This window comes from Pseudomonas sp. NFACC25 (genome assembly GCF_900100935.1).
Lineage (GTDB): Bacteria > Pseudomonadota > Gammaproteobacteria > Pseudomonadales > Pseudomonadaceae > Aquipseudomonas > Aquipseudomonas marginalis.
The window spans coordinates 90,066-113,287 of record NZ_FMUC01000010.1 but is presented as its reverse complement, the minus strand read 5'-3'; the positions used below and the strand labels follow the sequence as shown (position 1 = coordinate 113,287).

Sequence of the window (23,222 nt, the reverse complement as noted above, 5' to 3'; positions counted from 1 at the left end):
TTTCTTATTATCTCGCTTAGCGCTTCTTCTTGTTGGCGATGTGGATGGCATGGCCATTCACTGCCAACGCGGCTTCGTGCAGCGCTTCGGACAGGGTCGGATGGGAGAAGACCATCATGCCGATGTCCTCGGCACTGGTGCCGAATTCCATACCGATCGCGCCCTGCTGAACCAGTTCTGCTGCGCCTGGGCCAATCACGTGGACGCCCAATACGCGGTCAGTCTTGGCATCAGCGATGACTTTGACAAAACCACCGGTGTCGTTGGCTGCCATGGCACGGCCAGAAGCGGCAAACGGGAAGGTGCCGACGTTAACTTCAACGCCTTCAGCTTTCAACTGCTGTTCGTTCTTGCCGACCCATGCAATTTCCGGGTGGGTGTAGATAACCGATGGGATCAGGTCGTAGTTCATCTGGGTCTTGTGGCCCTTGATGCGCTCGACCACCATGATGCCTTCTTCGGAAGCCTTGTGCGCGAGCATCATGCCGCGAACCACGTCGCCAATGGCGTAGACGCCCGGAACGGTGGTAGCGCAGTGATCGTCAACGTGGATGAAGCCACGCTCGTCGATGTTCACGCCGCTGTCGGAAGCCAGCAGGTCGGTGGTCACTGGACGGCGACCAACGGCCACGATCAGCTTGTCGAACGTGATGGTCTGTTCGCCATCCTTGTCGGTGTAGGTCACGACGACTTCTTCGCCGTTGACCTTAGAGCCGGTCACGCGAGCGCCCAGCTTGATGTCCAGACCTTGTTTGGTCAGGGTTTTCAGCGCTTCCTTCGACACTGCGGTGTCAGCAGCCAGCAGGAACGTGTCCAGGGCTTCCAGCACGGTCACTTCGGAACCGAGGCGGGACCAGACCGAACCCAGTTCCAGGCCGATGACGCCGGCGCCGATCACGCCCAGGCGCTTAGGCACAGCCTGGAATTCCAGGGCGCCGGTCGAATCAACGATCACGTTCTGGTCAACCGGAGCTGGTGGAATATCGATTGGACGCGAACCTGGGGCCAGGATCACGTTCTCGGCTTCGATGACTTCTACCGAGCCGTCCGGCTTGGTGATTTCAACTTTCTTGCCGGCCAGCAGCTTGCCGTGGCCTTGCAGGGAAGTCACGCCGTTGGCCTTGAACAAGGTGGCAACGCCGGAAGTCAGGCCTTTGACGATGTTGGCTTTACGGCCGACCATTGCTGGCACGTCCATGGTCACGCCGGCATGGTTGATGCCGTGGATCGCGAAACCGTCCTGGGCTTCGTGGAATTTCCAGGAGCTGTCCAGCAGCGCCTTGGACGGAATGCAACCGACGTTCAGGCAAGTACCGCCCAATGCCAGTTTGCCTTCCTTGTCGGTGTATTTTTCGATGCAAGCAGTCGAGAGGCCCAGTTGTGCGGCCTTGATGGCGGCAACGTAGCCGCCAGGACCCGCACCAATCACTACAACGTCAAATTTCTGCGACATGAAAATAGTTCCTCTATTTAGCAGCAAGCTTTCAAGCCGCAAGCCCCAAGCCCAACTGCCTTATCCGGCAATCTGTCACTTGAGACCTGCAGCTGCTTCTATCAGATATCCAGCAGCAGACGAGCCGGGTCTTCCAGCAGGTTCTTGATGGTCACCAGGAAAGTCACGGCTTCTTTACCATCGATCAGGCGGTGATCGTAAGACAGCGCCAGGTACATCATTGGGCGGATCACGACTTGGCCGTTGATGGCCATCGGACGCTGGATGATGTTGTGCATGCCCAGGATCGCGGCTTGTGGCGGGTTAACGATCGGCGTCGACATCATCGAACCGAAGGTACCACCGTTGGTGATGGTGAAGGTACCACCGGTCATCTCGTCGATGGTCAGCTTGCCGTCACGGGCTTTCTTGCCGAAGCCGGCGATGCCGCCTTCGATTTCAGCCAGGCTCATCAGTTCGGCGTTACGCAGGACCGGGACCACCAGGCCACGGTCGCTGGACACGGCAACGCCGACGTCTGCATAACCGTGGTAAACGATGTCGCCGCCGTCGATGGAAGCGTTGACTGCCGGGAAGCGTTTCAGCGCTTCGGTGGCCGCTTTCACGAAGAACGACATGAAGCCCAGGCGCACGCCGTTGTGGGACTTCTCGAACAGATCCTTGTACTTCGAACGCAGAGCCATGACTTCGGTCATGTCGACTTCGTTGAAAGTGGTCAGCATCGCCATGTTCGACTGTGCTTCAACCAGGCGCTTGGCCACGGTGGCACGCACGCGGGTCATCGGCACACGCTTCTCGGTGCGGTCGCCGGCAGCGAACACAGGCGCAGCGGCAGCCGGGGCAGCAGCCTTGGCAGGCGCGGCAGCCGGAGCGTTTTTCTTGGCTTCAACAGCAGCGACCACGTCTTCCTTGGTCACACGGCCGTCTTTGCCGGTGCCTTTGATGGAAGCCAGGTTGATGCCGTTTTCTTCAGCCAACTGGCGAGCAGCCGGTGCGGCGATTGGATCTTCGCCACCCGCAGCCGGAGCGGCAGCAGGTGCCGAGGCAGCGGCCGGTGCAGCAGCGGCAGCAGGAGCAGCGGCAGCGCTGCCCTCTTCGATCGAGCCGAGTACCTGGTTCGACAGAACGGTAGCGCCCTCTTCGGCAACGATTGCGCCCAGCACGCCGTCAGCTTCGGCCAACACTTCCAGCACGACTTTGTCGGTCTCGATGTCGACGATCAGGTCGTCACGCTTGACGGCCTCACCTGGTTTCTTGTGCCAGGTGGCAACGGTGCCATCGGCAACCGATTCCGGGAATGACGGGGCTTTGATTTCGATAGCCATTATCTGTGGGTCCTTAAAATTCGGTTTCAGTCAGCGCGAAGGCGTTAAACAGTGAAAGCATCTTGCAGCAGTTTTTCCTGCTGCTCGGCGTGCATCGACGCATAACCACACGCAGGTGCAGCGGAAGCATCACGGCCGGCGTACTCCAGGCCCAGGGCCTTGTTGTGGTTACCGATGCTGCGACGCAGGTGATGCTGGCTGCTGTACCACGCGCCCTGGTTCATCGGCTCTTCCTGACACCACACCACGTTAGTGAGGTTGGTGTAAGGCGCGATGGCCTCCATCAGGTCGTCTTCCGGGAACGGATAAAGCTGCTCGATACGCACGATGGCGATGTCTTCGCGGCCTTCGGCACGGCGTTTTTCCAGCAGGTCGTAGTAGACCTTGCCGCTGCACAGCACCAGGCGAGTCACCTTGGCCGGGTCCAGCGTGTCGATTTCTGGAATAACGGTCTGGAACGAGCCATCCGCCAGATCTTCCAGGGTCGAGATGGCCAGTTTGTGACGCAGCAGCGACTTCGGCGTCAGCACGACCAGCGGCTTGCGCAGCGGGCGGATTACCTGGCGACGCAGCAAGTGGTAGATCTGTGCCGGGGTGGTCGGCACGCACACCTGGATGTTGTGCTCGGCGCACAGTTGCAGGTAACGCTCCAGACGGGCCGAGGAGTGCTCAGGGCCCTGACCTTCATAGCCATGTGGCAGCAGCATGGTCAGACCGCACAGGCGACCCCACTTGTGCTCGCCGCTGGTGATGAACTGGTCGATAACCACTTGGGCGCCGTTGGCGAAGTCGCCGAACTGGGCTTCCCAGATCACCAGCGCATTCGGCGTGGTGGTCGAGTAACCGTATTCGAACGCCAGTACCGCTTCTTCGGACAGGAACGAATCGTACAGGTCGAAACGTGGCTGGCCTTCGTAGAGGTGCTTCAGCGGAACGTAGGTGCTTGCGTCTTTCTGGTTGTGCAGAACCGCGTGACGGTGCGAGAACGTACCACGGCCGATGTCCTGGCCAGTCATGCGGATCGGGTGACCTTCGAACGCCAGGGTCGCGTACGCCATGGTTTCGGCGTAACCCCAGTTGATCGGCAGGCCGCCGGCTTGCATCTTCTGACGGTCTTCGTAGATCTTCGCAACCTGGCGCTGCACCACGAAGCCTTCCGGAATTTCCAGCAGCTTGGCGGACAGTTCCTGCAGGGTCTTCAGATCGAACGAGGTGTCGTGACGCGCCGTCCAGGTGTGACCCAGGTACGGACGCCAGTCAACGAACAGCTCTTTGTTCGGCTCCTTGACCAGGCTTTTTACGACATGCAGACCATTGTCCAGCGCGTTGCGGTATTCATCGATCTTCGCCTGAACACGTTCATCGTCAACGATACCGGCCTTGGTCAGGCTTTCGGCATACAGCTCACGGGTGGTGCGCTGCTTGGTGATCTGCTGGTACATCAACGGCTGGGTGCCGCTTGGTTCGTCGGCTTCGTTGTGACCGCGGCGGCGGTAGCAAACCAGGTCGATCACCACGTCACGCTTGAACTGCATGCGGTAGTCGACAGCCAGTTGGGTCACGAACAGCACGGCCTCCGGATCATCGCCATTCACATGGAGGATCGGCGCCTGGATCATCTTGGCAACGTCGGTGGCGTACTCGGTGGAACGCGCGTCCAACGGGTTGCTGATGGTGAAGCCAACCTGGTTGTTGATGACGATGTGAACGGTACCGCCGGTCTTGAAGCCGCGGGTCTGCGACATCTGGAACGTTTCCAGGACCACGCCTTGACCGGCGAATGCCGCGTCACCGTGGATGGAAATCGGCAGGACCTTTTCACCGGTGGTGTCGTTACGACGATCCTGGCGAGCACGGACCGAACCCTCGACCACTGGAGAAACGATTTCCAGGTGGGATGGGTTGAACGCCATGGCCAGGTGAACTTCACCGCCGTTGGTCATCACGTTGGACGAGAAGCCCTGGTGGTATTTAACGTCACCGGAACCCAGCTCGACCTTCTTCTTGCCTTCGAACTCGTCGAACAGCTCACGCGGGTTCTTGCCGAAGGTGTTGACCAACACGTTCAAGCGACCACGGTGGGCCATGCCGATCACGATTTCCTTGGTGCCGTAGGAACCGGAACGCTGGATCAGCTCGTCGAGCATCGGAATCAGGCTCTCGCCGCCTTCCAGGCCGAAACGCTTGGTGCCCGGGTATTTGGTACCCAGGTATTTTTCCAGGCCCTCGGCTGCGGTCACGCGCTCAAGCAGGTGGCTGCGCACGTCGGCGGACAATACCGGACGGCCACGCACGCCTTCCAGGCGATGCTGGAACCAGTGGCGTTGCTCCGAATCGGTGATGTGCGTGAACTCAGCGCCGATGGTGCGGCAATATGTCTGCTGCAACGCTTCGTGAATTTCGCGTAGGCTCGCTTCCTCTTTGCCGATGAACAGGTCGCCGGCACGGAAGGTCGTATCAAGATCGGCATTGGTCAAGCCGTAATGATTGATCGACAGGTCAGCAGGTGCAGGACGCTGCCAGAGCCCCAGCGGGTCAAGCTGGGCCGCCTGGTGGCCACGCATCCGGTAGGCCTGGATCAGTCGCAGTACTTCAACTTGCTTCTTCTCGTGCTCACTGCTCACGCTGCCGGCGGAAACCGGTTGGGCGCGGCGCTGGTTCTTTGCCAGCAGCACGAACTGATCGCGAATTGTTGCGTGCGATACATCGGTGGCAGCGTTGCCGTCTGAAGACAACGTCTGAAATTTGGTGCGCCATTCTTCTGGCACAGCGTTAGGGTCGTGCAGGTAGAGCTCATAAAGCTCTTCCACATAGGCAGCGTTACCACCTGAAAGATAGCCGCTGTTCCACATGCGCTGCATCACGCTTTCTTGCATGCTTGGTCACCCTCGATTTGGGGACACCACCGGCGAAAACACCGAGTTTGCTTGCAAAAGGCCAAGTGCAGCGACCAAAACAAGCCACTTAGGATCACGCTGATAGTTCGGGTACCAACCCGAATGCCCCTGCTTGTCTCATTTCTTCAAAATAAGAGCTGCGGCTTTGTAAGTCGCTGCTCAAGTTAAAACTACGGCGCCGGTTGAAGCCTGCGCCGTAGCATTTACGGGCACAACGGTCCTGCTTTGTTACAACGTCAGTTACACACCGCTTTGCAGCAGCATGTTACGGATGTGACCAATGGCCTTAGTCGGGTTCAGGCCTTTGGGACATACGTTGACGCAGTTCATGATCCCGCGGCAGCGGAATACGCTGAACGGGTCATCCAGCGAAGCCAGGCGCTCGGACGTCTTGGTGTCGCGGCTGTCTGCCAGGAAGCGGTACGCTTGCAGCAGGGCAGCTGGACCCAGGAACTTGTCCGGGTTCCACCAGAAGGACGGGCACGACGTCGAGCAGCAGGCGCACAGGATGCACTCGTACAGGCCATCGAGCTTTTCACGCTCTTCTGGGGACTGCAGACGCTCGATGGCCGGAGCCGGCGTGTCGTTCTGCAGGAACGGCTTAACTTTCTCGTATTGCTTGTAGAAGATGCTCATATCGACGACCAGGTCACGGATAACCGGCAAACCTGGCAGAGGACGAACGATCAGCTTGTTGCCTTTGACAACGGCGGACAGCGGCGTGATGCACGCCAGGCCGTTTTTGCCGTTGATGTTCATGCCGTCGGAACCGCACACACCTTCACGGCAAGAGCGACGATAGGAGAAACCTTCGTCCTGCTCTTTGATCAGTGCCAATACATCCAGCACCATCAGGTCTTTACCACCGGTATCGACCTGGAACTCCTGCATGAACGGCGCAGCGTCCTGATCAGGGTTGTAGCGATAAACACTGACTTTCAACATGGCAGCCACCCTTAGTAAGTCCGAATCTTCGGTTCAAACGTCGGAACCGTCTTCGGCGAGAAGTTCACGGCACGCTTGGTTACGCGCTTGTCACCCGGGAAGTACAGGGTGTGGCACAACCAGTTTTCGTCATCGCGATCTTCAAAGTCTTCACGAGCGTGGGCACCACGGGATTCCTTACGAACCTCGGCGGCGATCGCAGTCGCTTCAGCCACTTCCAGCAGGTTTTGCAGTTCAAGGGCTTCGATACGAGCGGTGTTGAACGCCTGGCTCTTATCGTTGATCTTGACGTTGGCGATGCGCTTGCGCAGATCGGCCAGCTGGGCAATACCCTTCTGCATGTATTCGCCGGTACGGAATACACCGAAGTAGTTCTGCATGCAGCTTTGCAGCTCGCGACGCAGGGTTGCCACGTCTTCGCCATCAGTGCGCTCGTTCAGAGCGTTCAGGCGCGCCAGGGCGGCCTCGATGTTGGCGTCGGTGGCGTCATCGTATTCGATGCCGTCGGTCAGGGCTTTTTCCAGGTGCAGGCCAGCCGCGCGGCCGAATACCACCAGGTCGAGCAGCGAGTTGCCGCCCAGGCGGTTGGCACCGTGTACCGATACGCAGGCCACTTCGCCTACCGCGAACAGACCGTGGATGATCTCGTCCACGCCTTCGGCGTTCTGGGTGATCGCCTGGCCATGAATGTTGGTCGGAACACCGCCCATCATGTAGTGGCAGGTTGGAACAACCGGAACCGGAGCAACCACCGGGTCCACGTGGGCAAAGGTCTTGGACAGCTCACAGATACCCGGCAGGCGGCTGTGCAGCACTTCTTCACCCAGGTGATCGAGCTTCAGCAGTACGTGGTCGCCATTCGGGCCACAGCCGTTACCGGCGATGATTTCCTTGACCATCGAACGGGCAACGACGTCACGACCCGCCAGGTCTTTCGCGTTCGGAGCATAACGCTCCATGAAACGCTCGCCGTGCTTGTTGATCAGGTAACCACCTTCACCACGGCAACCTTCGGTGACCAGTACACCGGCGCCGGCGATGCCGGTCGGGTGGAACTGCCACATTTCGATGTCCTGCACCGGCACGCCGGCACGCAGTGCCATGCCGACGCCGTCACCGGTGTTGATCAGGGCATTGGTGGTGGAAGCGTAGATACGACCTGCACCGCCGGTCGCCAGAACGGTAGCCTTGGCGCGGATGTAGGTGGTTTCACCGGTTTCGATGCAGATGGCGATCACGCCAACGAATGCACCGTCGGCGTTCTTCACCAGATCCACTGCGTAGTATTCGTTCAGGAACGTGGTGCCGGCCTTCAGGTTGCCCTGATAAAGCGTGTGCAGCAGCGCGTGACCGGTACGGTCGGACGCGGCGCAGGTACGGGCAGCCTGGCCGCCTTTACCGTAGTCCTTCGACTGGCCGCCGAATGGACGCTGGTAGATGCGACCTTGCTCGGTACGGGAGAACGGCAGCCCCATGTGGTCCAGCTCGAACACCGCGGCCGGGCCTTCCTGGCACATGTATTCGATAGCGTCCTGGTCACCGATGTAGTCGGAACCCTTGACGGTATCGTACATGTGCCAGCGCCAGTCATCGTTCGGGTCGGCGGACGCGATGGCGCAGGTGATGCCACCCTGGGCCGACACGGTGTGGGAGCGCGTCGGGAATACCTTGGTGATCACGGCAGTCTTGTGACCGCCCTGGGCCAGCTGCAGCGCTGCGCGCATGCCGGCACCGCCGCCACCAATGATGATGGCGTCGAAGGAAATAGTTGGAATGTTAGCCATGAATCAGATACCCCAAAGAATCTGCACACCCCAGACGAAGTAAGCGAACATCGCGACGCCGCATACTGCCTGGAAGAGGAAACGGACTGCGGTCGCGGACTTGCCCAGCGCCATCGGCGTCAGGTAGTCGGTCGCGATGGTCCACATGCCGACCCAGGCGTGAGCGCCCAGGGCTACAAGGGCCAGCAGGCTGAAGATTCGCATCGCATTGTGGGAAAACAGCCCGTGCCATTGCTCGTAGCCGATGCCCGGGTTTGCGACGAGGTATCCGATCAGGAAAATGAAATAAGCCGCGAGAACGACCGCAGACACACGCTGCGCCATCCAGTCATAGAGGCCCGAACGCGATAGGTTCGTAACGCTGGTTACCATATCCAAACTCCTGCCAGAACGATCAGCACCACGGAAATGGCGATGATGATTTTCGAGCCCAGGCGGCCGCCTTCCAGCGTCTCACCGATGCCCATGTCCATGATCAAGTGGCGCACACCGGCTACCAGGTGATACAGCAGAGCGGACAGGAGGCCCCATGCTACGAACTTGGCCAGCGGGCTGGTCAAGCATGCCTTCACCTCGGCGTATCCTTCCTCGGAACCCAGGGATTTGCTCAATGCATAAAGCATGATGCCCAAGCCCAGGAACAGGATGATGCCGGAAACACGGTGCAGGAACGACGTAACGCCGGTGATGGGGAGTTTGATGGTCCTTAGGTCTAGGTTTACAGGTCGTTGGCTATTCACGGCTTTTTTTCACACTGAAGAGCCCCTAACAATCAGGGCAAAGTTGTTGGGGAGTGCGACTGGTCAGGTAAGCACCACCCAGGGAGTGCGACCCCCAATGAAAGCAAGCCCAAAAGCCCTTGGCGGTCGGTGGCCGAGTATAGACAGTTAGGTTACTAATGACAACGCGCGCACCTCACCCTAATAGCGGATTGCGCTGGCGGGATAAAAGGCGTAAATGGCAGGCAATTTCGAGGAAAAAGTCCGGTTAAAGCCTTCTGGGGCAAGACTTTAGGCAAATTGACATCTGAATTTATCTCACTATAGTGGTGCGGGCCCTGCGTGGGGGGTCTGTCTGATGATTTGAAGCATAAATAGGAGGCCACATGGCTGACAAAAAAGCGCAGTTGATCATCGAGGGCGCAGCCCCCGTCGAGCTGCCCATTTTAACCGGCACCGTTGGTCCCGATGTTATCGACGTACGGGGCCTGACGGCCACGGGCCGTTTCACTTTCGACCCAGGCTTCATGTCGACCGCCTCTTGCGAGTCGAAGATCACCTATATCGACGGCGACAATGGCATCCTGCTGCACCGGGGCTACCCGATCGAGCAACTGGCGGAAAAATCGGACTATCTGGAAACCTGCTACCTGCTGCTAAATGGCGAATTGCCAACAGCCGAGCAAAAAGCCCAGTTTGTCAGCACCGTGAAGAACCACACCATGGTTCACGAGCAGTTGAAGACCTTCTTCAACGGCTTCCGTCGCGACGCCCACCCGATGGCGGTCATGTGCGGCGTGGTCGGCGCCCTGTCGGCCTTCTATCACGACTCCCTCGACATCAATAACCCGCAGCATCGCGAAATTTCCGCGATCCGCCTGGTTGCCAAGATGCCGACCCTGGCCGCAATGGTTTACAAGTACTCCATGGGCCAACCCATGATGTACCCGCGCAACGACCTGACGTACGCGGAAAACTTCCTGCACATGATGTTCAACACCCCGTGCGAGATCAAACCGATCAGCCCGGTGCTGGCCAAGGCAATGGACCGGATCTTCATCCTCCACGCCGACCACGAGCAAAACGCCTCCACCTCCACCGTGCGCCTGGCAGGCTCTTCGGGTGCCAACCCGTTCGCCTGTATCGCCGCCGGCATCGCCGCGCTGTGGGGCCCTGCCCACGGCGGTGCGAACGAAGCCGTATTGACCATGCTCGATGAAATCGGCGATGTGTCCAACATCGACAAGTTCATCGCCAAGGCCAAGGACAAGAACGATCCGTTCAAGTTGATGGGCTTCGGTCACCGGGTCTACAAGAACCGCGACCCACGCGCCACCGTCATGAAGCAGACCTGCGACGAAGTGCTGAAGGAACTGGGCATCAACAACGATCCGCAACTCGAACTGGCCATGCGCCTGGAAGAGATCGCCCTGACCGACCCGTACTTCATCGAACGCTCGCTGTACCCGAACGTCGACTTCTACTCGGGGATCATCCTCAAGGCGATCGGCATTCCAACCAGCATGTTCACCGTGATCTTCGCCCTGGCGCGGACCGTGGGCTGGATCTCCCACTGGAAAGAAATGCTCTCCAGCCCGTACAAGATTGGCCGCCCGCGCCAGCTGTACACAGGCTACGAGTCGCGTGACATTACCAAGCTGGAAGATCGCAAGTAAGCACCTTTCAGCAGCACCGAAAACGGCCTCCCTCAGTGGAGGCCGTTTTTATTTGTGGCGCCTGATCTACCGCCATCGGGGGCAAGCCCCCTCACACATTTGAACGTATTCATAGATCAAGTGTGGGAGGGGGCTTGCCCCCGATGAGGCCAGTAGCAGCCCCCCATAAACCCCAGGCAAAAAAATACCCCGGCCTTTCGACCGGGGCATTTCTTTATCCAGCTACAACCTTAGTGATTAACCGCCCCACTCGCCCCCAGGCCAGTCTGCGAACGCACAAACTGCGGGAAGTACAGCGCACGCTCTTTCTCTGCCGCCGCCGACTTGTCGGTGATGGAGAAGAACCAGATACCGATGAACGCAATGATCATCGAGAACAGCGCCGGGTATTCGTACGGGAAGATGGCTTTTTCGTGATGCAGGATCGAGACCCAGATGGTCGGACCCAGGATCATCAGGCCAACGGCACTGATCAGGCCCAGCCAACCGCCAATCATCGCGCCACGGGTGGTGAGGTTTTTCCAGTACATGGAAAGCAGCAACACCGGGAAGTTACAGCTGGCGGCAATCGAGAACGCCAGGCCGACCATGAACGCGATGTTCTGGCTTTCGAACAGGATGCCCAGGCCAATCGCCAACACTGCGAGGGCGATGGTGGTGATCTTCGATACGCGAATCTCATCCTTTTCGTTGGCCTTGCCTTTCTTGATCACGCTGGCGTACAGGTCATGGGACACCGCCGAAGCACCGGCCAGGGTCAAGCCGGCAACCACGGCGAGGATGGTGGCGAAGGCCACCGCCGAGATGAAGCCCAGGAAGATACTGCCACCCACCGCGTTGGCCAGGTGCACCGCCGCCATGTTGTTACCGCCCAGCAAGGCGCCTGCAGCATCCTTGAACGCCGGGTTGGTGCTGACCAGCAGGATCGCGCCGAAGCCGATGATAAAGGTCAGGATATAGAAGTAGCCGATGAAGCCCGTGGCATACAGCACGCTCTTACGCGCTTCCTTGGCGTCGCTTACGGTGAAGAAGCGCATCAGGATATGCGGCAGGCCGGCGGTACCGAACATCAGTGCCAGGCCCAGGGAGAACGCGGAGATCGGGTCTTTCACCAGGCCGCCGGGGCTCATGATCGCTTCACCTTTAGGGTGAACCTTGATCGCCTCGGAGAACAGCGTGTTGAAGTCGAAGTTGACGTGCTTCATCACCATCAGCGCCATGAACGAGGCACCGGACAGCAACAGCACCGCCTTGATGATCTGCACCCAGGTGGTCGCCAGCATGCCGCCGAACAGCACATACAGGCACATCAGGATCCCGACCAGGATCACCGCCACATGGTAGTCGAGGCCGAACAGCAGTTGGATCAGCTTGCCCGCCCCCACCATTTGCGCGATCAGGTAGAACGCCACCACCACCAGGGAACCACAGGCCGACAGGCTGCGGATCTGGGTTTGCCCGAGGCGATAGGACGCCACGTCGGCAAAGGTGTACTTGCCCAGGTTACGCAGGCGCTCGGCGATCAGGAACAGAATGATCGGCCAGCCCACCAGGAAGCCGATCGAGTAGATCAGGCCGTCGTAGCCGGAGGTGAACACCAGTGCGGAAATACCCAGGAAGGACGCGGCCGACATGTAGTCGCCGGCAATCGCCAGGCCGTTCTGGAAACCGGTGATCTTGCCGCCGGCCGCATAGTAGTCGGCCGCCGACTTGTTGCGCTTGGACGCCCAGTAGGTGATGCACAACGTCGCGCCGACAAAGGCCACGAACATCAGGATCGCTGCGATATTCAGCGGTTGTTTGTGCACTTCACCGGTCAATGCATCCGCCGCCCACACCGCAGGAGCGAAGACCGAAGCGCCGAATACTGCCAATAGACGACGGATCATTGCGCAGCCTCCTTGAGAATCGCATTGTTCAGGTCGTCGAATTCGCCGTTGGCGCGTCGCACATAGATGCCGGTGAGGACAAAGGCCGACACAATCAGCCCGACCCCGATGGGGATGCCCCAGGTGATGGATGAGCCGGGGCTGAGTTTAGCCCCCAGTACTTGTGGCCCGTAGGCGATCAACAGGATGAATCCGGAGTACAGCCCTAGCATGATCGCCGAGAGAATCCAGGCGAACCTTTCCCTTTTTCTTACCAGCTCCTTGAAACGCGGGCTGTTTTGAATCGAGAGGTAAATGCTGTCGTTCATTGTTTTTATCCTCGCAGCACAGCTTTTTTATTATTGGTACGTATCCACTGTATGCGGCTACGGAACAGGTTCCAGACGACCTTAGTATTAGACGGAGTGTAGCGAGGGATTGAGAGGGCGCAGAAACATTTGCGGGTGACGAAAATAATGTGGGAGGGGGCTTGCTCCCGATAGTGGTGAGCCAGTCAGATCATTGACGACTGACACACCGCAATCGGGGGCAAGCCCCCTCCCACAGGGGGTTGTATCAAGGCATTGGGGGGTTATTTACCGGTCCACTCGGCTACGCGCTCAGGGTGCTTGGCCACCCAGTCCTTGGCCGCTGCATCAGGCTTGGCGCCTTCCTGGATAGCGAGCATGACTTCGCCGATCTCATCCTTGGAGGCCCACTGGAATTTCTTCAGGAACGCCGCGACTTCCGGCGCTTTCTTCTCCAGGCCCTTGCTGCCGATGCTGTTGACGGTTTCAGCAGCACCATAAATCCCTTTTGGATCGTCCAGGAAACGCAGTTTCCACTTGGCGAACATCCAGTGTGGCACCCAGCCGGTGACCGCAATGGATTCCTGTTTGTCTTCGGCACGGGTCAGCTCGGCGATCATCGCCGCACCCGAACTGGCTTGCAGTTTGTAGTCGAGGCCGTACTGCTTGATGGCTTCGTCGGTCTTGAGCATCACGCCTGAACCGGCGTCGATGCCGACGATCTTGTTCTTGAAGGTGGTGTCGGTCTTGAGGTCTTCGATGGACTTGGCCTTGACGTACTCCGGCACGATCAAGCCGATCTTCGCATCCTTGAAGTTGGGGCCGTAGTCGACCACCTTGTCCTTGTTCTTGGTCCAATACTCGCCGTGGGTCACCGGCAGCCAGGCGGAGAGCATGGCATCGAGCTTGCCGGTGGCCACGCCCTGCCACATGATCCCGGTGGCGACCGCTTGCAGTTTGACGTCATAACCGAGCTTTTCCCTGATCACCTCTGCCGCCACATGCGTGGTGGCAACGCTGTCGGACCAGCCATCTACATAACCGATGCTCAGGGTTTTGCTGTCGGCGCTGGCCAGTGTGGAGCTCATCGCAACTACCAGAGTGGCAGCTGCGCCCAAGAGTCGTCGCATCTTCATCGTACTTCCCCGAAAGTGCTGCGCCCGACGGATGTCGAGCGACGTCAACCTGTTGTTATGTGGTGCGCCGCGCCCCCTTCACGCGCATCGATCCGGCTGCTGCGACATCAGTGGAGTGCTGACACGTCGATCATCAACCTGCCGCAGCCTTCGACCTGCTCTGTCAGCGACCTCATGCAAGCAAGAAACGACATCACATCGCCAGTAGGACTTTTTGTAGGACTTAACCCCACGATCCCGCCTGAACTTTGCATGTCAAAATTATGCAGCCCCACTGGGATAGCGCAAATCCGGGTAAGATGCGCGCCTTTGCTCCCCCAGATAAGCCGACCATGCCCGCGACTGCCCGCTTCCCTGCCCTGCCCTATTGCTTCGCTTTGATCCTCGGCCTGCTGGCCCTTGTCGGCTACTGGTATGGCCTCGGCCGGCCGGTGGTGCTGCCGGATGTGGCCAGTGCCAGTCACAAGCTGCAATGCGCGTCGTACACACCGTTCGACAAGGACCAATCGCCCTTCGACCAACCGTTCACACTGCGCCCCGCGCGCATGGACGCCGACCTGGCCCTGCTGGCCACCCGCTTCGAGTGCATCCGCACTTACTCCATGACCGGCCTGGAAGCCTTGCCGGACCTGGCGCGCAAGCATGGGTTAAAGGTGATGGCGGGCGCCTGGGTCAGCAGCGACCCGGTCGCGACCGAAAAAGAAGTCGACCAACTGATCGCCTCGGCTAACGCCAACCCCGATGTGGTCACCTCGGTGATCGTCGGCAACGAAGCGCTGCTGCGCAAGGAAGTCACCGCCAAACAGCTGGTGGCGCTGATCCATAAGGTCAAAAGCCAGATCAAGCAGCCGGTCACCTACGCCGACGTCTGGGAGTTCTGGCTGCAGCACCCGGAAATCGCGCCGGCGGTGGACTTCCTGACCATCCACCTGCTGCCCTACTGGGAAGATGACCCCTCCGGCATCGACCAAGCCCTCAAGCATGTGGGCGATGTACGCCAGACCTTTGGCAACAAATTCGCGCCCAAGGACATATTGATCGGCGAGACGGGCTGGCCCAGCGAAGGCCGCCAACGCGAAACCGCGGTGCCGAGCCGGGTCAATGAGGCCAAGTTCATGCGTGGCTTCGTGGCCATGGCCGAGGCCAATGGCTGGCACTACAACCTGATCGAAGCGTTTGACCAACCGTGGAAGCGCGCCAGTGAAGGTGCCGTGGGCGGCTACTGGGGCCTGTTCGATGCCGACCGCCAGGACAAGGGCATCCTCGCCGGGCCGGTGACCAATGTGCCGCACTGGCCGCTGTGGCTGGGGGTCGGCGGGATTATCCTGCTGGGCACGCTGGTGCTCGGTGGTCGCGTCCGCAGCTCGCGCGCCGCGATCGCCCTGCCCCTGCTGGGTGCAGTGGCTGCCTGCGCCATCGGCACCTGGGCCGAACTGACCCGCGTGACTGCGCGCTTCAACGATGAGTGGGCATGGGCCGGTTTACTCGTAGCGCTGAACCTGCTGGTGCTGGCCCACGCCGCACTGGCCCTGAGTGCCCGTGAAGGCTGGCGCGAACGGCTGTTCAACTGGCTGGAACACCGTGCCGGCTGGCTGGTGGCAATCGCAGGGTTCGCGGGCGCCGTGATGATGCTGGCACTGGTGTTTGACCCACGCTACCGCAGCTTCCCGAGTGCGGCGCTGCTGCTGCCGGCGTTGGTGTACCTGGTTCGTCCAGTGACCGGGCCACGCCGGGAGATTGCCTTGCTGACCTTTATCATCGGGGCCGGCATTGCGCCACAGCTGTACCGTGAAGGCTTGCTGAACCAGCAGGCGTGGGGTTGGGCGGTGGTCAGTGGGTTGATGGTTGTGGCTTTGTGGCGGTGCTTGCGGATGCGCAAGGCTTAAGAGCGCCATCGGGGGCAAGCCCCCTCCCACCTTTGGACTGCGTTCTCATGTGGGAGGGGGGTTGCTCCCGATTGGTCTTGTCAGGCGCGCCGCGACTGCCTGACCAACCGCAACCCCGCAATCACCACCGCAAACACCGCAAACGAGGTGTTGTACAACGCCAGGGCCGGCAGCCCGAACGCCAGCCCCAGTACCGCCAAGCCCCATCCCGCACGGCCCGGCACGAAAAACGCCAGCACCGAGGTCACCAGCGCGGCCCAGCCCAGCACCTTGAAGTGAATCATCAAGCCCAGGTTCGAACGCACCTGGCATTCCCAGCGGCTGGCCTCGTCGGCACAGATGCCGACCCACTGGCCATCTTCCATAAAGCCGTAACGCGCGCCATAACTGGCAGCCAGCCATAACGGCAGGGCAATAAGCAGCAAAATCAACGGCAAGCGGCGGGACATGGAGCACTCCGATAGGCAAAAACGGCGCTCAGCTTAATGCGCCGGCGGCCGTTAGCAAGGTGCGTACACACAATTAGTGTTCACTAATGCATGGCAAAGTGTATCGTCTCGCTACTATTACCCCGAATCCGACGTTATTTTCCGACTTTTCGTGCCGAGGGCTGGCACTTCGGTGGCAACGCGGTGGTCATAGCCTGCGAACTTCATTAAGCACGTTTCCTCTTAGGGATTAAGTCATGCTCCGTTCCTTGCGCTGTGCTGCTCTGCTGGGCAGCCTTTTTTTGAGTGCGTCAGCACTGGCCGTCGATATCGACCAAGCCAGCTATGGCTACCCTTTGACCAACCCGTTCGAAGCGACCATCGCCACCACCCCGCCCGACCTTCGGCCGACATTGCCGACCGACGACCAGATCAACCAGTCCGACTACACCCTGAACATGCGCCCCGAGCGCGAGTTCAGCCTGCCGGACAACTTCTGGGCGGTGAAGAAACTCACTTACCGCATCGCCAAGCAGGACCGGGCCGCGCCGCTGATCTTCCTGATCGCAGGCACCGGTGCGCGGTTTGACAGCAGCATCAACGAATACCTGAAAAAACTGTATTACCAGGCCGGCTACCACGTGGTGCAACTGTCGTCGCCCACCAGCTTCGACTTCATCGCCTCTGCGTCGCGCTTCGCCACCCCCGGCATCAGCCAGGAAGATGCCGAAGACATGTACCGCGTGATGCAGGCCGTGCGCGCCCAGAACGCTTCGCTGCCGGTGACCGACTTCTACCTCACCGGCTACAGCCTCGGCGCGCTGGATGCGGCATTTGTCAGCAAGCTCGACGAGACCCGCCGCAGCTTCAACTTCAAGAAAGTGCTGCTGCTCAACCCGCCGGTCAACCTCTACACCTCGATCACCAACCTCGACAAGCTGGTACAGACCGAGGTCAAGGGCATCAACAACACCACCACCTTCTATGAACTGGTGTTGAACAAGCTGACCCGTTACTTCCAGCAAAAGGGCTACATCGACCTCAACGACGCCCTGCTCTACGACTTCCAGCAATCCAAGCAGCACCTGACCAACGAACAGATGGCCATGCTGATCGGCACCTCGTTCCGCTTCTCGGCGGCCGACATCGCCTTTACTTCGGACCTGATCAACCGCCGTGGCCTGATCATCCCGCCGAAGTACCCGATCAGCGAAGGCACCAGCCTCACGCCGTTCCTCAAGCGCGCACTGCAATGCGACTTCGATTGCTACCTCACCGAACAGGTGATCCCAATGTGGCGCGCCCGCTCCGACGGCGGCAGCCTGTTGCAACTGGTTGACCAGGTCAGCCTGTACGCCCTCAAGGACTACCTGCACGCCAGCCCGAAAATCGCCGTCATGCACAACGCCGATGACGTGATCCTCGGCCCGGGCGACCTTGGTTTCCTGCGCAAGACCTTCGGCGATCGCTTGACCGTCTACCCCCTGGGCGGCCACTGCGGCAACCTCAATTACCGCGTCAACGCCGACGCCATGCTGGAGTTCTTCCGTGGCTAAATATCTTCTGCTGCTTGCCGCCCTGATGTGCGCAGGCGTTGCCAATGCCGACAACAGCAAGGCTCACGCGCCTGTGGTGATGGACTCCGACGGATTCAAGGAGCCGTTGAGCAAACTCAAGTTCAACCCGGGTCTGGACCAACGCGAATTCGAACGCTCGTCGGTCAACGCCCTCAACGTGTATGACCCGCTCGAATCGTGGAACCGCCGCGTGTACCACTTCAACTACCGCTTTGACCAATGGGTGTTCCTGCCGGTGGTCGACGGTTACCGCTACGTCACGCCAAGCTTCCTGCGCACCGGCGTGAGCAACTTCTTCAACAACCTGGGCGACGTGCCCAACCTGTTGAACAGCCTGCTGCAACTCAAGGGCCACCGTTCCCTGGAAACCACCGGGCGCCTGCTGCTCAACACCACCGTCGGCATCGCCGGCCTGTGGGACCCGGCGACCGCCATGGGCCTGCCGCGCCAGAGCGAAGACTTCGGCCAGACCCTGGGCTTCTACGGCGTGCCCGGCGGTGCCTACCTGGTGCTGCCGATCTTCGGCCCGTCGAACCTGCGCGACACCGGCGGCCTGCTGGTGGACTACACCGCCGAGTCCCAGATCAACTTCCTCAACGTCTCCGAAGTCAGCTCCAACCACCCGGAAATCTGGGCCCTGCGCGCGGTGGACAAGCGCTACCAGACCAGCTTCCGCTACGGTCAGATGAACTCGCCGTTCGAGTATGAGAAGGTGCGGTATATCTACACGGAATCGCGCAAGTTGCAGATTGCCGAGTAAATAACGCCCGTAAAAAAGGCCATTCGATTGAATGGCCTTTTTTGTGTCGGCGATTTATGCCCTGAGCGCTTTCCAGCTCTTGCCCACCACACTGACCACTGCCACTACCACCGCCCCGGCAACAATCCCCGCCACCGCATTCAGTAACGTCGGCATCAACCACGCCAATCCACCTGTGCTCTGGCTCACACCCTCGATCCAGTGATGCACCACCGGCACGCCATGGGTAAGGATGCCACCGCCGACCATGAACATCGCCGCCGTGCCGATCACCGACAGGCTCTTCATCATGTACGGTGCCGCCCGCAGGATGCCGCCACCGATACGGCGAGCCATCTGGCCAGGCTTCTGGGTAAGCCACAGGCCCAGGTCATCCAGCTTGACGATGCCAGCCACAAGCCCGTAGACGCCGATGGTCATGACGATGGCGATGCCCGACAACACGATCACCTGCTGCATCAGCTGCGCATCAGCCACGATACCGAGGGTGATCGCGATGATTTCCGCCGAGAGGATGAAGTCGGTGCGGATAGCGCCTTTGATCTTGTCCTTTTCGAAAGCCACCAGATCGGTCGCCGGGTCGGCCACGGCTTCGACCAATTGGGTGTGTTCGGCCTGGTCTTCAGCCTGGCTGTGCAGAAATTTATGCGCGAGTTTTTCGAAGCCTTCGAAACACAGGTACGCACCGCCGAGCATCAACAAGGGCGTCACCGCCCAGGGTGCAAAGGCGCTGATCAACAGCGCCGTCGGCACCAGGATCAGCTTATTGACGAATGACCCCTTGGCCACCGCCCACACCACGGGAATTTCCCGCTCGGCGCGCACACCGGAAACCTGCTGGGCGTTAAGCGCCAGGTCGTCACCCAGCACGCCGGAGGTCTTCTTCGCGGCCACCTTTGTCATCAAGGCAACGTCATCGAGTACCGCGGCGATATCATCAATCAACACCAACAAGCTGCTTCCTGCCATGAATCGGGCTTCCTTAAGAGAGGGATGGGCGGAGCATAACGCGGCGCAGGGCTTTGCGGGCACATTGTTGAGGCCCGCGGATAGCCGGTGCTACCATGCGCAACCGCCTGTCCTGGCAAGGAAACTCCCCGTGCTCAGTTTCATAGATACGTTTCTCTTTTGGCGAGTGGCTGTTGTCGTCAGGCAAGGAGCCGCGACGACTCATAGCTCGCTATGGGGAGGAGCGGCGACGCAGAATGGCGGCAACAGACGCCGTCAAACAGAAACAGTATCTGTGAGACTGAGCACTTTATGAGCACCATTCGCGAGCGCAACAAAGAAAAGATCCTGCGGGCGGCGAGCGAGGAGTTTGCCGACAAGGGCTTCGCCGCGACCAAAACCAGCGACATCGCCGCCAAGGCCGGGCTGCCCAAGCCCAACGTCTATTACTACTTCAAGTCCAAGGACAACCTCTACCGCGAGGTGCTCGAAAGCATTATCGAGCCGATCCTGGCGGCGTCCACGCCGTTCAACCCCGAGGGCGAGCCTTCAGCGGTGCTGAGCAACTACATCCGCTCGAAAATCCGCATCTCCCGCGACCTGCCCTTCGCCTCCAAGGTGTTCGCCAGCGAAATCATGCATGGCGCACCGCACCTGAGTGCCGAGCAGGTCCAACAACTCAATGCCCAGGCCAAGCACAATATCGACTGCATCCAGAGTTGGGTGGATCGCGGGGTGATCGCGGCTATCGACCCTCATCACCTGATGTTCAGCATCTGGGCGGCGACGCAGACCTATGCGGATTTCGACTGGCAGATTTCCGCGGTGACCGGCAAGGCCAAGCTGGATGAGGCCGATTATGAAGCGGCGGCGCAGACGATTATTCGGTTGGTGCTCAAAGGCTGCGCGCCGGACTGATGCACCGAGGTGCCTGTGCCAATCGGGGGCAAGCCCCCTCCTACCTATTGAACCGTGAATACGCTCAAGACTGTGGGAGGGGCTTGCTCCCGGTGAGGCCCTTACAGTCACACACCACTCAAGCTGATACCCCCGCATCCGCCCTCAACCCCAGCCCTTCGATCGCCGTGATCGCACACTGCTCATCAATATCCGACGTATCCCCGCTGATCCCGATCGCCCCCAGTACCGCCCCCGCCTGATCCCGAATCAACACCCCACCCGGCGCCGGCACCACGCTGCCTTGCCCCAGGCTGTTCAACGCCGCGATAAACGCCGGCCGTTGCTGTGCGTCCAGCGCCAGCAAGCGCGAGCCCTTGCCCAGCGCAATCGCGCCCCAGGCCTTGCCGATGGCGATGTGCGGGCGCAGCAGGCTGGCGCCGTCTTCGCGCTGCACGGTGATCAAGTGGCCACCGCTGTCGAGCACCGCAACGGTCAGCGGTGCGGCTGAGATCGTGCGCCCTGCGCTGAGGGCCTGGCTGGCCAGTTGGGTGGCAATCTTCAAGGTTAAAGCGCTCATGGTGCCGTCCTTCTTTTGTTATTGGGAAAGCGGTGGAGGTCTGTTTGATCAGATGCTCGATCAAACAAATAGAACACAATGACATTTATTTTTGTATACAATATTTTCAAACAAAGGCTCCACACGTCGAAAAAAGCGGTTCCGACGAACGCAAAGACCAACCAATAAAATGGATTGACCTGTGCCTCCCGCCGTGAATACACTTTGGACAGACACCACTTGTATACAACTACAAAACGCAAGAGGCACCAAAATCATGAGCAAAATGAGAGCAATCGAAGCCGCCGTCCTCGTCATGCGCCGCGAGGGCGTGGACACCGCCTTCGGTATCCCAGGCGCTGCGATCAACCCGCTGTACTCAGCCTTGCAGAAGGTGGGTGGCATCGATCACGTCCTTGCTCGCCACGTTGAAGGCGCCTCGCACATGGCCGAGGGTTACACCCGCACCAAGGCCGGCAATATCGGCGTATGCATCGGCACCTCGGGCCCGGCGGGCACCGACATGGTCACCGGCCTCTACAGCGCCTCGGCCGACTCGATCCCGATCCTGTGCATCACCGGCCAGGCACCGCGGGCCCGCATGCACAAGGAAGATTTCCAGGCCGTGGACATCACCAGCATCGTCAAGCCGGTGACCAAGTGGGCGACCACCGTCCTCGAGCCGGGCCAAGTGCCGTACGCGTTCCAGAAAGCCTTCTATGAAATGCGCTCCGGGCGACCTGGCCCGGTGCTGATCGACCTGCCGTTCGATGTGCAGATGGCCGAGATCGAATTCGACATCGACGCCTACCAGCCGCTGCCACTGGCCAAGCCCTTGGCCACCCGCATCCAGGTCGAAAAGGCCCTGGCCCTGCTGGACCAGGCGGAACGCCCGTTGCTGGTGAGCGGTGGCGGTGTGATCAACGCCGACGCCAGCGAGCTGCTGGTGGAGTTCGCCGAGCTGACCGGCATCCCAGTGATCCCGACGCTGATGGGCTGGGGCACCATTCCCGACGATCACCCGCAGATGGTGGGCATGGTCGGCCTGCAAACCTCCCACCGCTACGGTAACGCGACGCTGCTCAAATCGGACGTGGTACTGGGTATCGGTAACCGTTGGGCCAACCGCCACACCGGTTCGGTCGAGGTCTACACCGAAGGGCGTAAATTCATTCACGTCGACATCGAGCCGACGCAGATTGGTCGCGTATTCACCCCGGACCTGGGCATCGTGTCCGACGCCGGCTCCGCGCTGACGATGTTCATTGAAGTGGCCCGTGAGTGGAAAGCCGCCGGCAAGCTCAAGGACCGCAGTGCCTGGCTGCATGACTGCCAGCAGCGCAAGTCGACCCTGCAGCGCAAGACCCACTTCGACAACGTGCCGGTCAAGCCGCAACGGGTGTACGAAGAGATGAACCAGGTGTTCGGCAAAGACACCTGCTACGTCAGCACCATCGGCCTGTCGCAGATTGCCGGCGCGCAGTTCCTGCATGTGTACAAGCCCCGCCACTGGATCAACTGCGGCCAGGCCGGCCCGTTGGGCTGGACCATTCCGGCGGCGCTGGGCGTGGTCAAGGCCGACCCGGGCCGCAAGGTGGTGGCGCTGTCCGGCGACTATGACTTCCAGTTCATGATCGAAGAGCTGGCCGTGGGCGCGCAGTTCAAGCTGCCGTACATCCACGTGGTGGTGAACAACTCTTACCTGGGGCTGATCCGCCAGGCCCAGCGCGGGTTTGAAATGGACTACTGCGTGCAATTGTCTTTCGACAACCTCAACGCACCGGAGCTGAACGGTTATGGCGTCGACCACGTCGCAGTTGCCGAAGGCCTGGGTTGCAAGGCCCTGCGCGTATTCGAGCCGGGGCAAATCCAGCCGGCATTGCGCCGCGCCGAGGAAATGATCGAAGAGTTCAAAGTGCCGGTGATCGTCGAGATCATTCTGGAGCGCGTGACCAATATTTCCATGGGCACCGAGATCAACGCCGTCAACGAATTCGAAGACCTGGCCCTGGTCGGCAACGATGCTCCGACCGCCATTTCCCTGCTCGATTAAGGA

19 protein-coding genes are annotated in these 23,222 nt (G+C 59.9%); 6 read left to right on the top strand and 13 right to left on the bottom strand.

Annotation, left to right across the window (positions count from 1 at the left end; genetic code table 11):
- Positions 1-16 precede the first annotated feature (16 nt).
- The 7 genes from lpdA to sdhC form a co-directional block, all read right to left on the bottom strand.
- Positions 17-1,453 carry a dihydrolipoyl dehydrogenase gene (gene lpdA, locus BLQ09_RS21940; protein WP_027607060.1) on the bottom strand — a complete coding sequence of 479 codons (1,437 nt, stop codon included), beginning with the start codon at positions 1,451-1,453 and terminating at the stop codon, positions 17-19.
- A 101-nt stretch (positions 1,454-1,554) separates the two neighbouring features.
- Positions 1,555-2,778 carry a 2-oxoglutarate dehydrogenase complex dihydrolipoyllysine-residue succinyltransferase gene (gene odhB / locus BLQ09_RS21935; protein ID WP_065924489.1) on the bottom strand — a complete coding sequence of 408 codons (1,224 nt, stop codon included), beginning with the start codon at positions 2,776-2,778 and terminating at the stop codon, positions 1,555-1,557.
- A gap of 44 nt (positions 2,779-2,822) precedes the next feature.
- Entirely contained in the window at positions 2,823-5,654 is a 2,832-nt protein-coding gene (locus BLQ09_RS21930) for a 2-oxoglutarate dehydrogenase E1 component (protein WP_092358531.1), read from the bottom strand.
- A gap of 261 nt (positions 5,655-5,915) precedes the next feature.
- Positions 5,916-6,620, bottom strand: coding sequence for a succinate dehydrogenase iron-sulfur subunit (locus tag BLQ09_RS21925; RefSeq protein WP_003172807.1), 705 nt, complete (start codon positions 6,618-6,620; stop codon positions 5,916-5,918).
- Between the two features lie 11 nt (positions 6,621-6,631).
- Positions 6,632-8,404: a succinate dehydrogenase flavoprotein subunit gene (gene sdhA / locus BLQ09_RS21920; RefSeq protein WP_027607057.1), complete on the bottom strand. Its 1,773-nt coding sequence runs from the start codon at positions 8,402-8,404 to the stop codon at positions 6,632-6,634.
- A gap of 3 nt (positions 8,405-8,407) precedes the next feature.
- On the bottom strand, positions 8,408-8,776 hold the full coding sequence (sdhD, locus tag BLQ09_RS21915) for a succinate dehydrogenase, hydrophobic membrane anchor protein (RefSeq protein WP_003172805.1): 369 nt from the start codon (positions 8,774-8,776) through the stop codon (positions 8,408-8,410).
- The gene (sdhC, locus tag BLQ09_RS21910) at positions 8,770-9,144 is read right to left on the bottom strand and encodes a succinate dehydrogenase, cytochrome b556 subunit (RefSeq protein ID WP_003172804.1); all 375 of its coding nucleotides are present in this window, start codon (positions 9,142-9,144) and stop codon (positions 8,770-8,772) included. The genes sdhD and sdhC overlap by 7 nt, the downstream gene beginning before the upstream one ends.
- A 365-nt stretch (positions 9,145-9,509) precedes the next feature.
- Here sdhC and gltA point away from each other — a divergent pair, with 365 nt between their 5' ends.
- Positions 9,510-10,799: a citrate synthase gene (gene gltA, locus BLQ09_RS21905; protein WP_003222994.1), complete on the top strand. Its 1,290-nt coding sequence runs from the start codon at positions 9,510-9,512 to the stop codon at positions 10,797-10,799.
- Positions 10,800-11,029: 230 nt separating this feature from the next.
- Here gltA and BLQ09_RS21900 read toward each other — a convergent pair whose 3' ends face one another.
- The 3 genes from BLQ09_RS21900 to BLQ09_RS21890 all read right to left on the bottom strand — a co-directional run bounded on the left by BLQ09_RS21900 (position 11,030) and on the right by BLQ09_RS21890 (position 14,111).
- On the bottom strand, positions 11,030-12,688 hold the full coding sequence (locus BLQ09_RS21900; RefSeq protein WP_027607055.1) for a cation acetate symporter: 1,659 nt from the start codon (positions 12,686-12,688) through the stop codon (positions 11,030-11,032).
- Positions 12,685-12,996: a DUF485 domain-containing protein gene (locus tag BLQ09_RS21895; protein ID WP_027607054.1), complete on the bottom strand. Its 312-nt coding sequence runs from the start codon at positions 12,994-12,996 to the stop codon at positions 12,685-12,687. Before BLQ09_RS21895 ends, BLQ09_RS21900 begins: the two co-directional genes overlap by 4 nt.
- A gap of 263 nt (positions 12,997-13,259) precedes the next feature.
- Positions 13,260-14,111 (bottom strand): glycine betaine ABC transporter substrate-binding protein, encoded by an 852-nt coding sequence (locus tag BLQ09_RS21890; protein ID WP_027607053.1) that lies wholly within the window; start codon positions 14,109-14,111, stop codon positions 13,260-13,262.
- Between the two features lie 332 nt (positions 14,112-14,443).
- Here BLQ09_RS21890 and BLQ09_RS21880 point away from each other — a divergent pair, with 332 nt between their 5' ends.
- Positions 14,444-15,997: a glycoside hydrolase family 17 protein gene (locus tag BLQ09_RS21880; protein WP_092358529.1), complete on the top strand. Its 1,554-nt coding sequence runs from the start codon at positions 14,444-14,446 to the stop codon at positions 15,995-15,997.
- 80 nt (positions 15,998-16,077) lie between these two features.
- On the opposite strand, the gene BLQ09_RS21875 is transcribed toward BLQ09_RS21880, so the two are convergent.
- The gene (locus BLQ09_RS21875) at positions 16,078-16,446 is read right to left on the bottom strand and encodes a hypothetical protein (protein WP_092358527.1); all 369 of its coding nucleotides are present in this window, start codon (positions 16,444-16,446) and stop codon (positions 16,078-16,080) included.
- A 236-nt stretch (positions 16,447-16,682) separates the two neighbouring features.
- Between BLQ09_RS21875 and BLQ09_RS21870 the strand changes: the two genes are divergently transcribed.
- Both BLQ09_RS21870 and BLQ09_RS21865 read left to right on the top strand, forming a co-directional pair.
- Positions 16,683-17,981: a serine/threonine protein kinase gene (locus BLQ09_RS21870; RefSeq protein WP_065939932.1), complete on the top strand. Its 1,299-nt coding sequence runs from the start codon at positions 16,683-16,685 to the stop codon at positions 17,979-17,981.
- The gene (locus tag BLQ09_RS21865) at positions 17,974-18,762 is read left to right on the top strand and encodes an MlaA family lipoprotein (protein WP_027607049.1); all 789 of its coding nucleotides are present in this window, start codon (positions 17,974-17,976) and stop codon (positions 18,760-18,762) included. Before BLQ09_RS21870 ends, BLQ09_RS21865 begins: the two co-directional genes overlap by 8 nt.
- A 54-nt stretch (positions 18,763-18,816) precedes the next feature.
- Here BLQ09_RS21865 and BLQ09_RS21860 read toward each other — a convergent pair whose 3' ends face one another.
- Positions 18,817-19,731 (bottom strand): DUF808 domain-containing protein, encoded by a 915-nt coding sequence (locus BLQ09_RS21860; RefSeq protein ID WP_027607048.1) that lies wholly within the window; start codon positions 19,729-19,731, stop codon positions 18,817-18,819.
- A gap of 291 nt (positions 19,732-20,022) precedes the next feature.
- Here BLQ09_RS21860 and BLQ09_RS21855 point away from each other — a divergent pair, with 291 nt between their 5' ends.
- On the top strand, positions 20,023-20,628 hold the full coding sequence (locus BLQ09_RS21855) for a TetR/AcrR family transcriptional regulator (RefSeq protein WP_027607047.1): 606 nt from the start codon (positions 20,023-20,025) through the stop codon (positions 20,626-20,628).
- Between the two features lie 118 nt (positions 20,629-20,746).
- On the opposite strand, the gene BLQ09_RS21850 is transcribed toward BLQ09_RS21855, so the two are convergent.
- Entirely contained in the window at positions 20,747-21,187 is a 441-nt protein-coding gene (locus BLQ09_RS21850) for a GlcG/HbpS family heme-binding protein (RefSeq protein WP_027607046.1), read from the bottom strand.
- Between the two features lie 256 nt (positions 21,188-21,443).
- Between BLQ09_RS21850 and gcl the strand changes: the two genes are divergently transcribed.
- Positions 21,444-23,219, top strand: coding sequence for a glyoxylate carboligase (gcl, locus tag BLQ09_RS21845; RefSeq protein WP_092358525.1), 1,776 nt, complete (start codon positions 21,444-21,446; stop codon positions 23,217-23,219).
- Positions 23,220-23,222 lie beyond the last annotated feature (3 nt).

Coding starts and splice junctions, on each gene's coding strand:
- BLQ09_RS21900 (WP_027607055.1), bottom strand. CDS start 12,688: ATGATCCGTCGTCTATTGGCAGTATTCGGCGCTTCGGTCTTCGCTCCT.
- gcl (WP_092358525.1), top strand. CDS start 21,444: ATGAGCAAAATGAGAGCAATCGAAGCCGCCGTCCTCGTCATGCGCCGC.
- gltA (WP_003222994.1), top strand. CDS start 9,510: ATGGCTGACAAAAAAGCGCAGTTGATCATCGAGGGCGCAGCCCCCGTC.
- BLQ09_RS21875 (WP_092358527.1), bottom strand. CDS start 16,446: ATGTCCCGCCGCTTGCCGTTGATTTTGCTGCTTATTGCCCTGCCGTTA.
- BLQ09_RS21895 (WP_027607054.1), bottom strand. CDS start 12,996: ATGAACGACAGCATTTACCTCTCGATTCAAAACAGCCCGCGTTTCAAG.
- BLQ09_RS21850 (WP_027607046.1), bottom strand. CDS start 21,187: ATGAGCGCTTTAACCTTGAAGATTGCCACCCAACTGGCCAGCCAGGCC.
- sdhA (WP_027607057.1), bottom strand. CDS start 8,404: ATGGCTAACATTCCAACTATTTCCTTCGACGCCATCATCATTGGTGGC.
- BLQ09_RS21870 (WP_065939932.1), top strand. CDS start 16,683: ATGCTCCGTTCCTTGCGCTGTGCTGCTCTGCTGGGCAGCCTTTTTTTG.
- BLQ09_RS21855 (WP_027607047.1), top strand. CDS start 20,023: ATGAGCACCATTCGCGAGCGCAACAAAGAAAAGATCCTGCGGGCGGCG.
- BLQ09_RS21890 (WP_027607053.1), bottom strand. CDS start 14,111: ATGAAGATGCGACGACTCTTGGGCGCAGCTGCCACTCTGGTAGTTGCG.
- odhB (WP_065924489.1), bottom strand. CDS start 2,778: ATGGCTATCGAAATCAAAGCCCCGTCATTCCCGGAATCGGTTGCCGAT.
- sdhD (WP_003172805.1), bottom strand. CDS start 8,776: ATGGTAACCAGCGTTACGAACCTATCGCGTTCGGGCCTCTATGACTGG.
- BLQ09_RS21930 (WP_092358531.1), bottom strand. CDS start 5,654: ATGCAAGAAAGCGTGATGCAGCGCATGTGGAACAGCGGCTATCTTTCA.
- BLQ09_RS21880 (WP_092358529.1), top strand. CDS start 14,444: ATGCCCGCGACTGCCCGCTTCCCTGCCCTGCCCTATTGCTTCGCTTTG.
- lpdA (WP_027607060.1), bottom strand. CDS start 1,453: ATGTCGCAGAAATTTGACGTTGTAGTGATTGGTGCGGGTCCTGGCGGC.
- BLQ09_RS21925 (WP_003172807.1), bottom strand. CDS start 6,620: ATGTTGAAAGTCAGTGTTTATCGCTACAACCCTGATCAGGACGCTGCG.
- BLQ09_RS21860 (WP_027607048.1), bottom strand. CDS start 19,731: ATGGCAGGAAGCAGCTTGTTGGTGTTGATTGATGATATCGCCGCGGTA.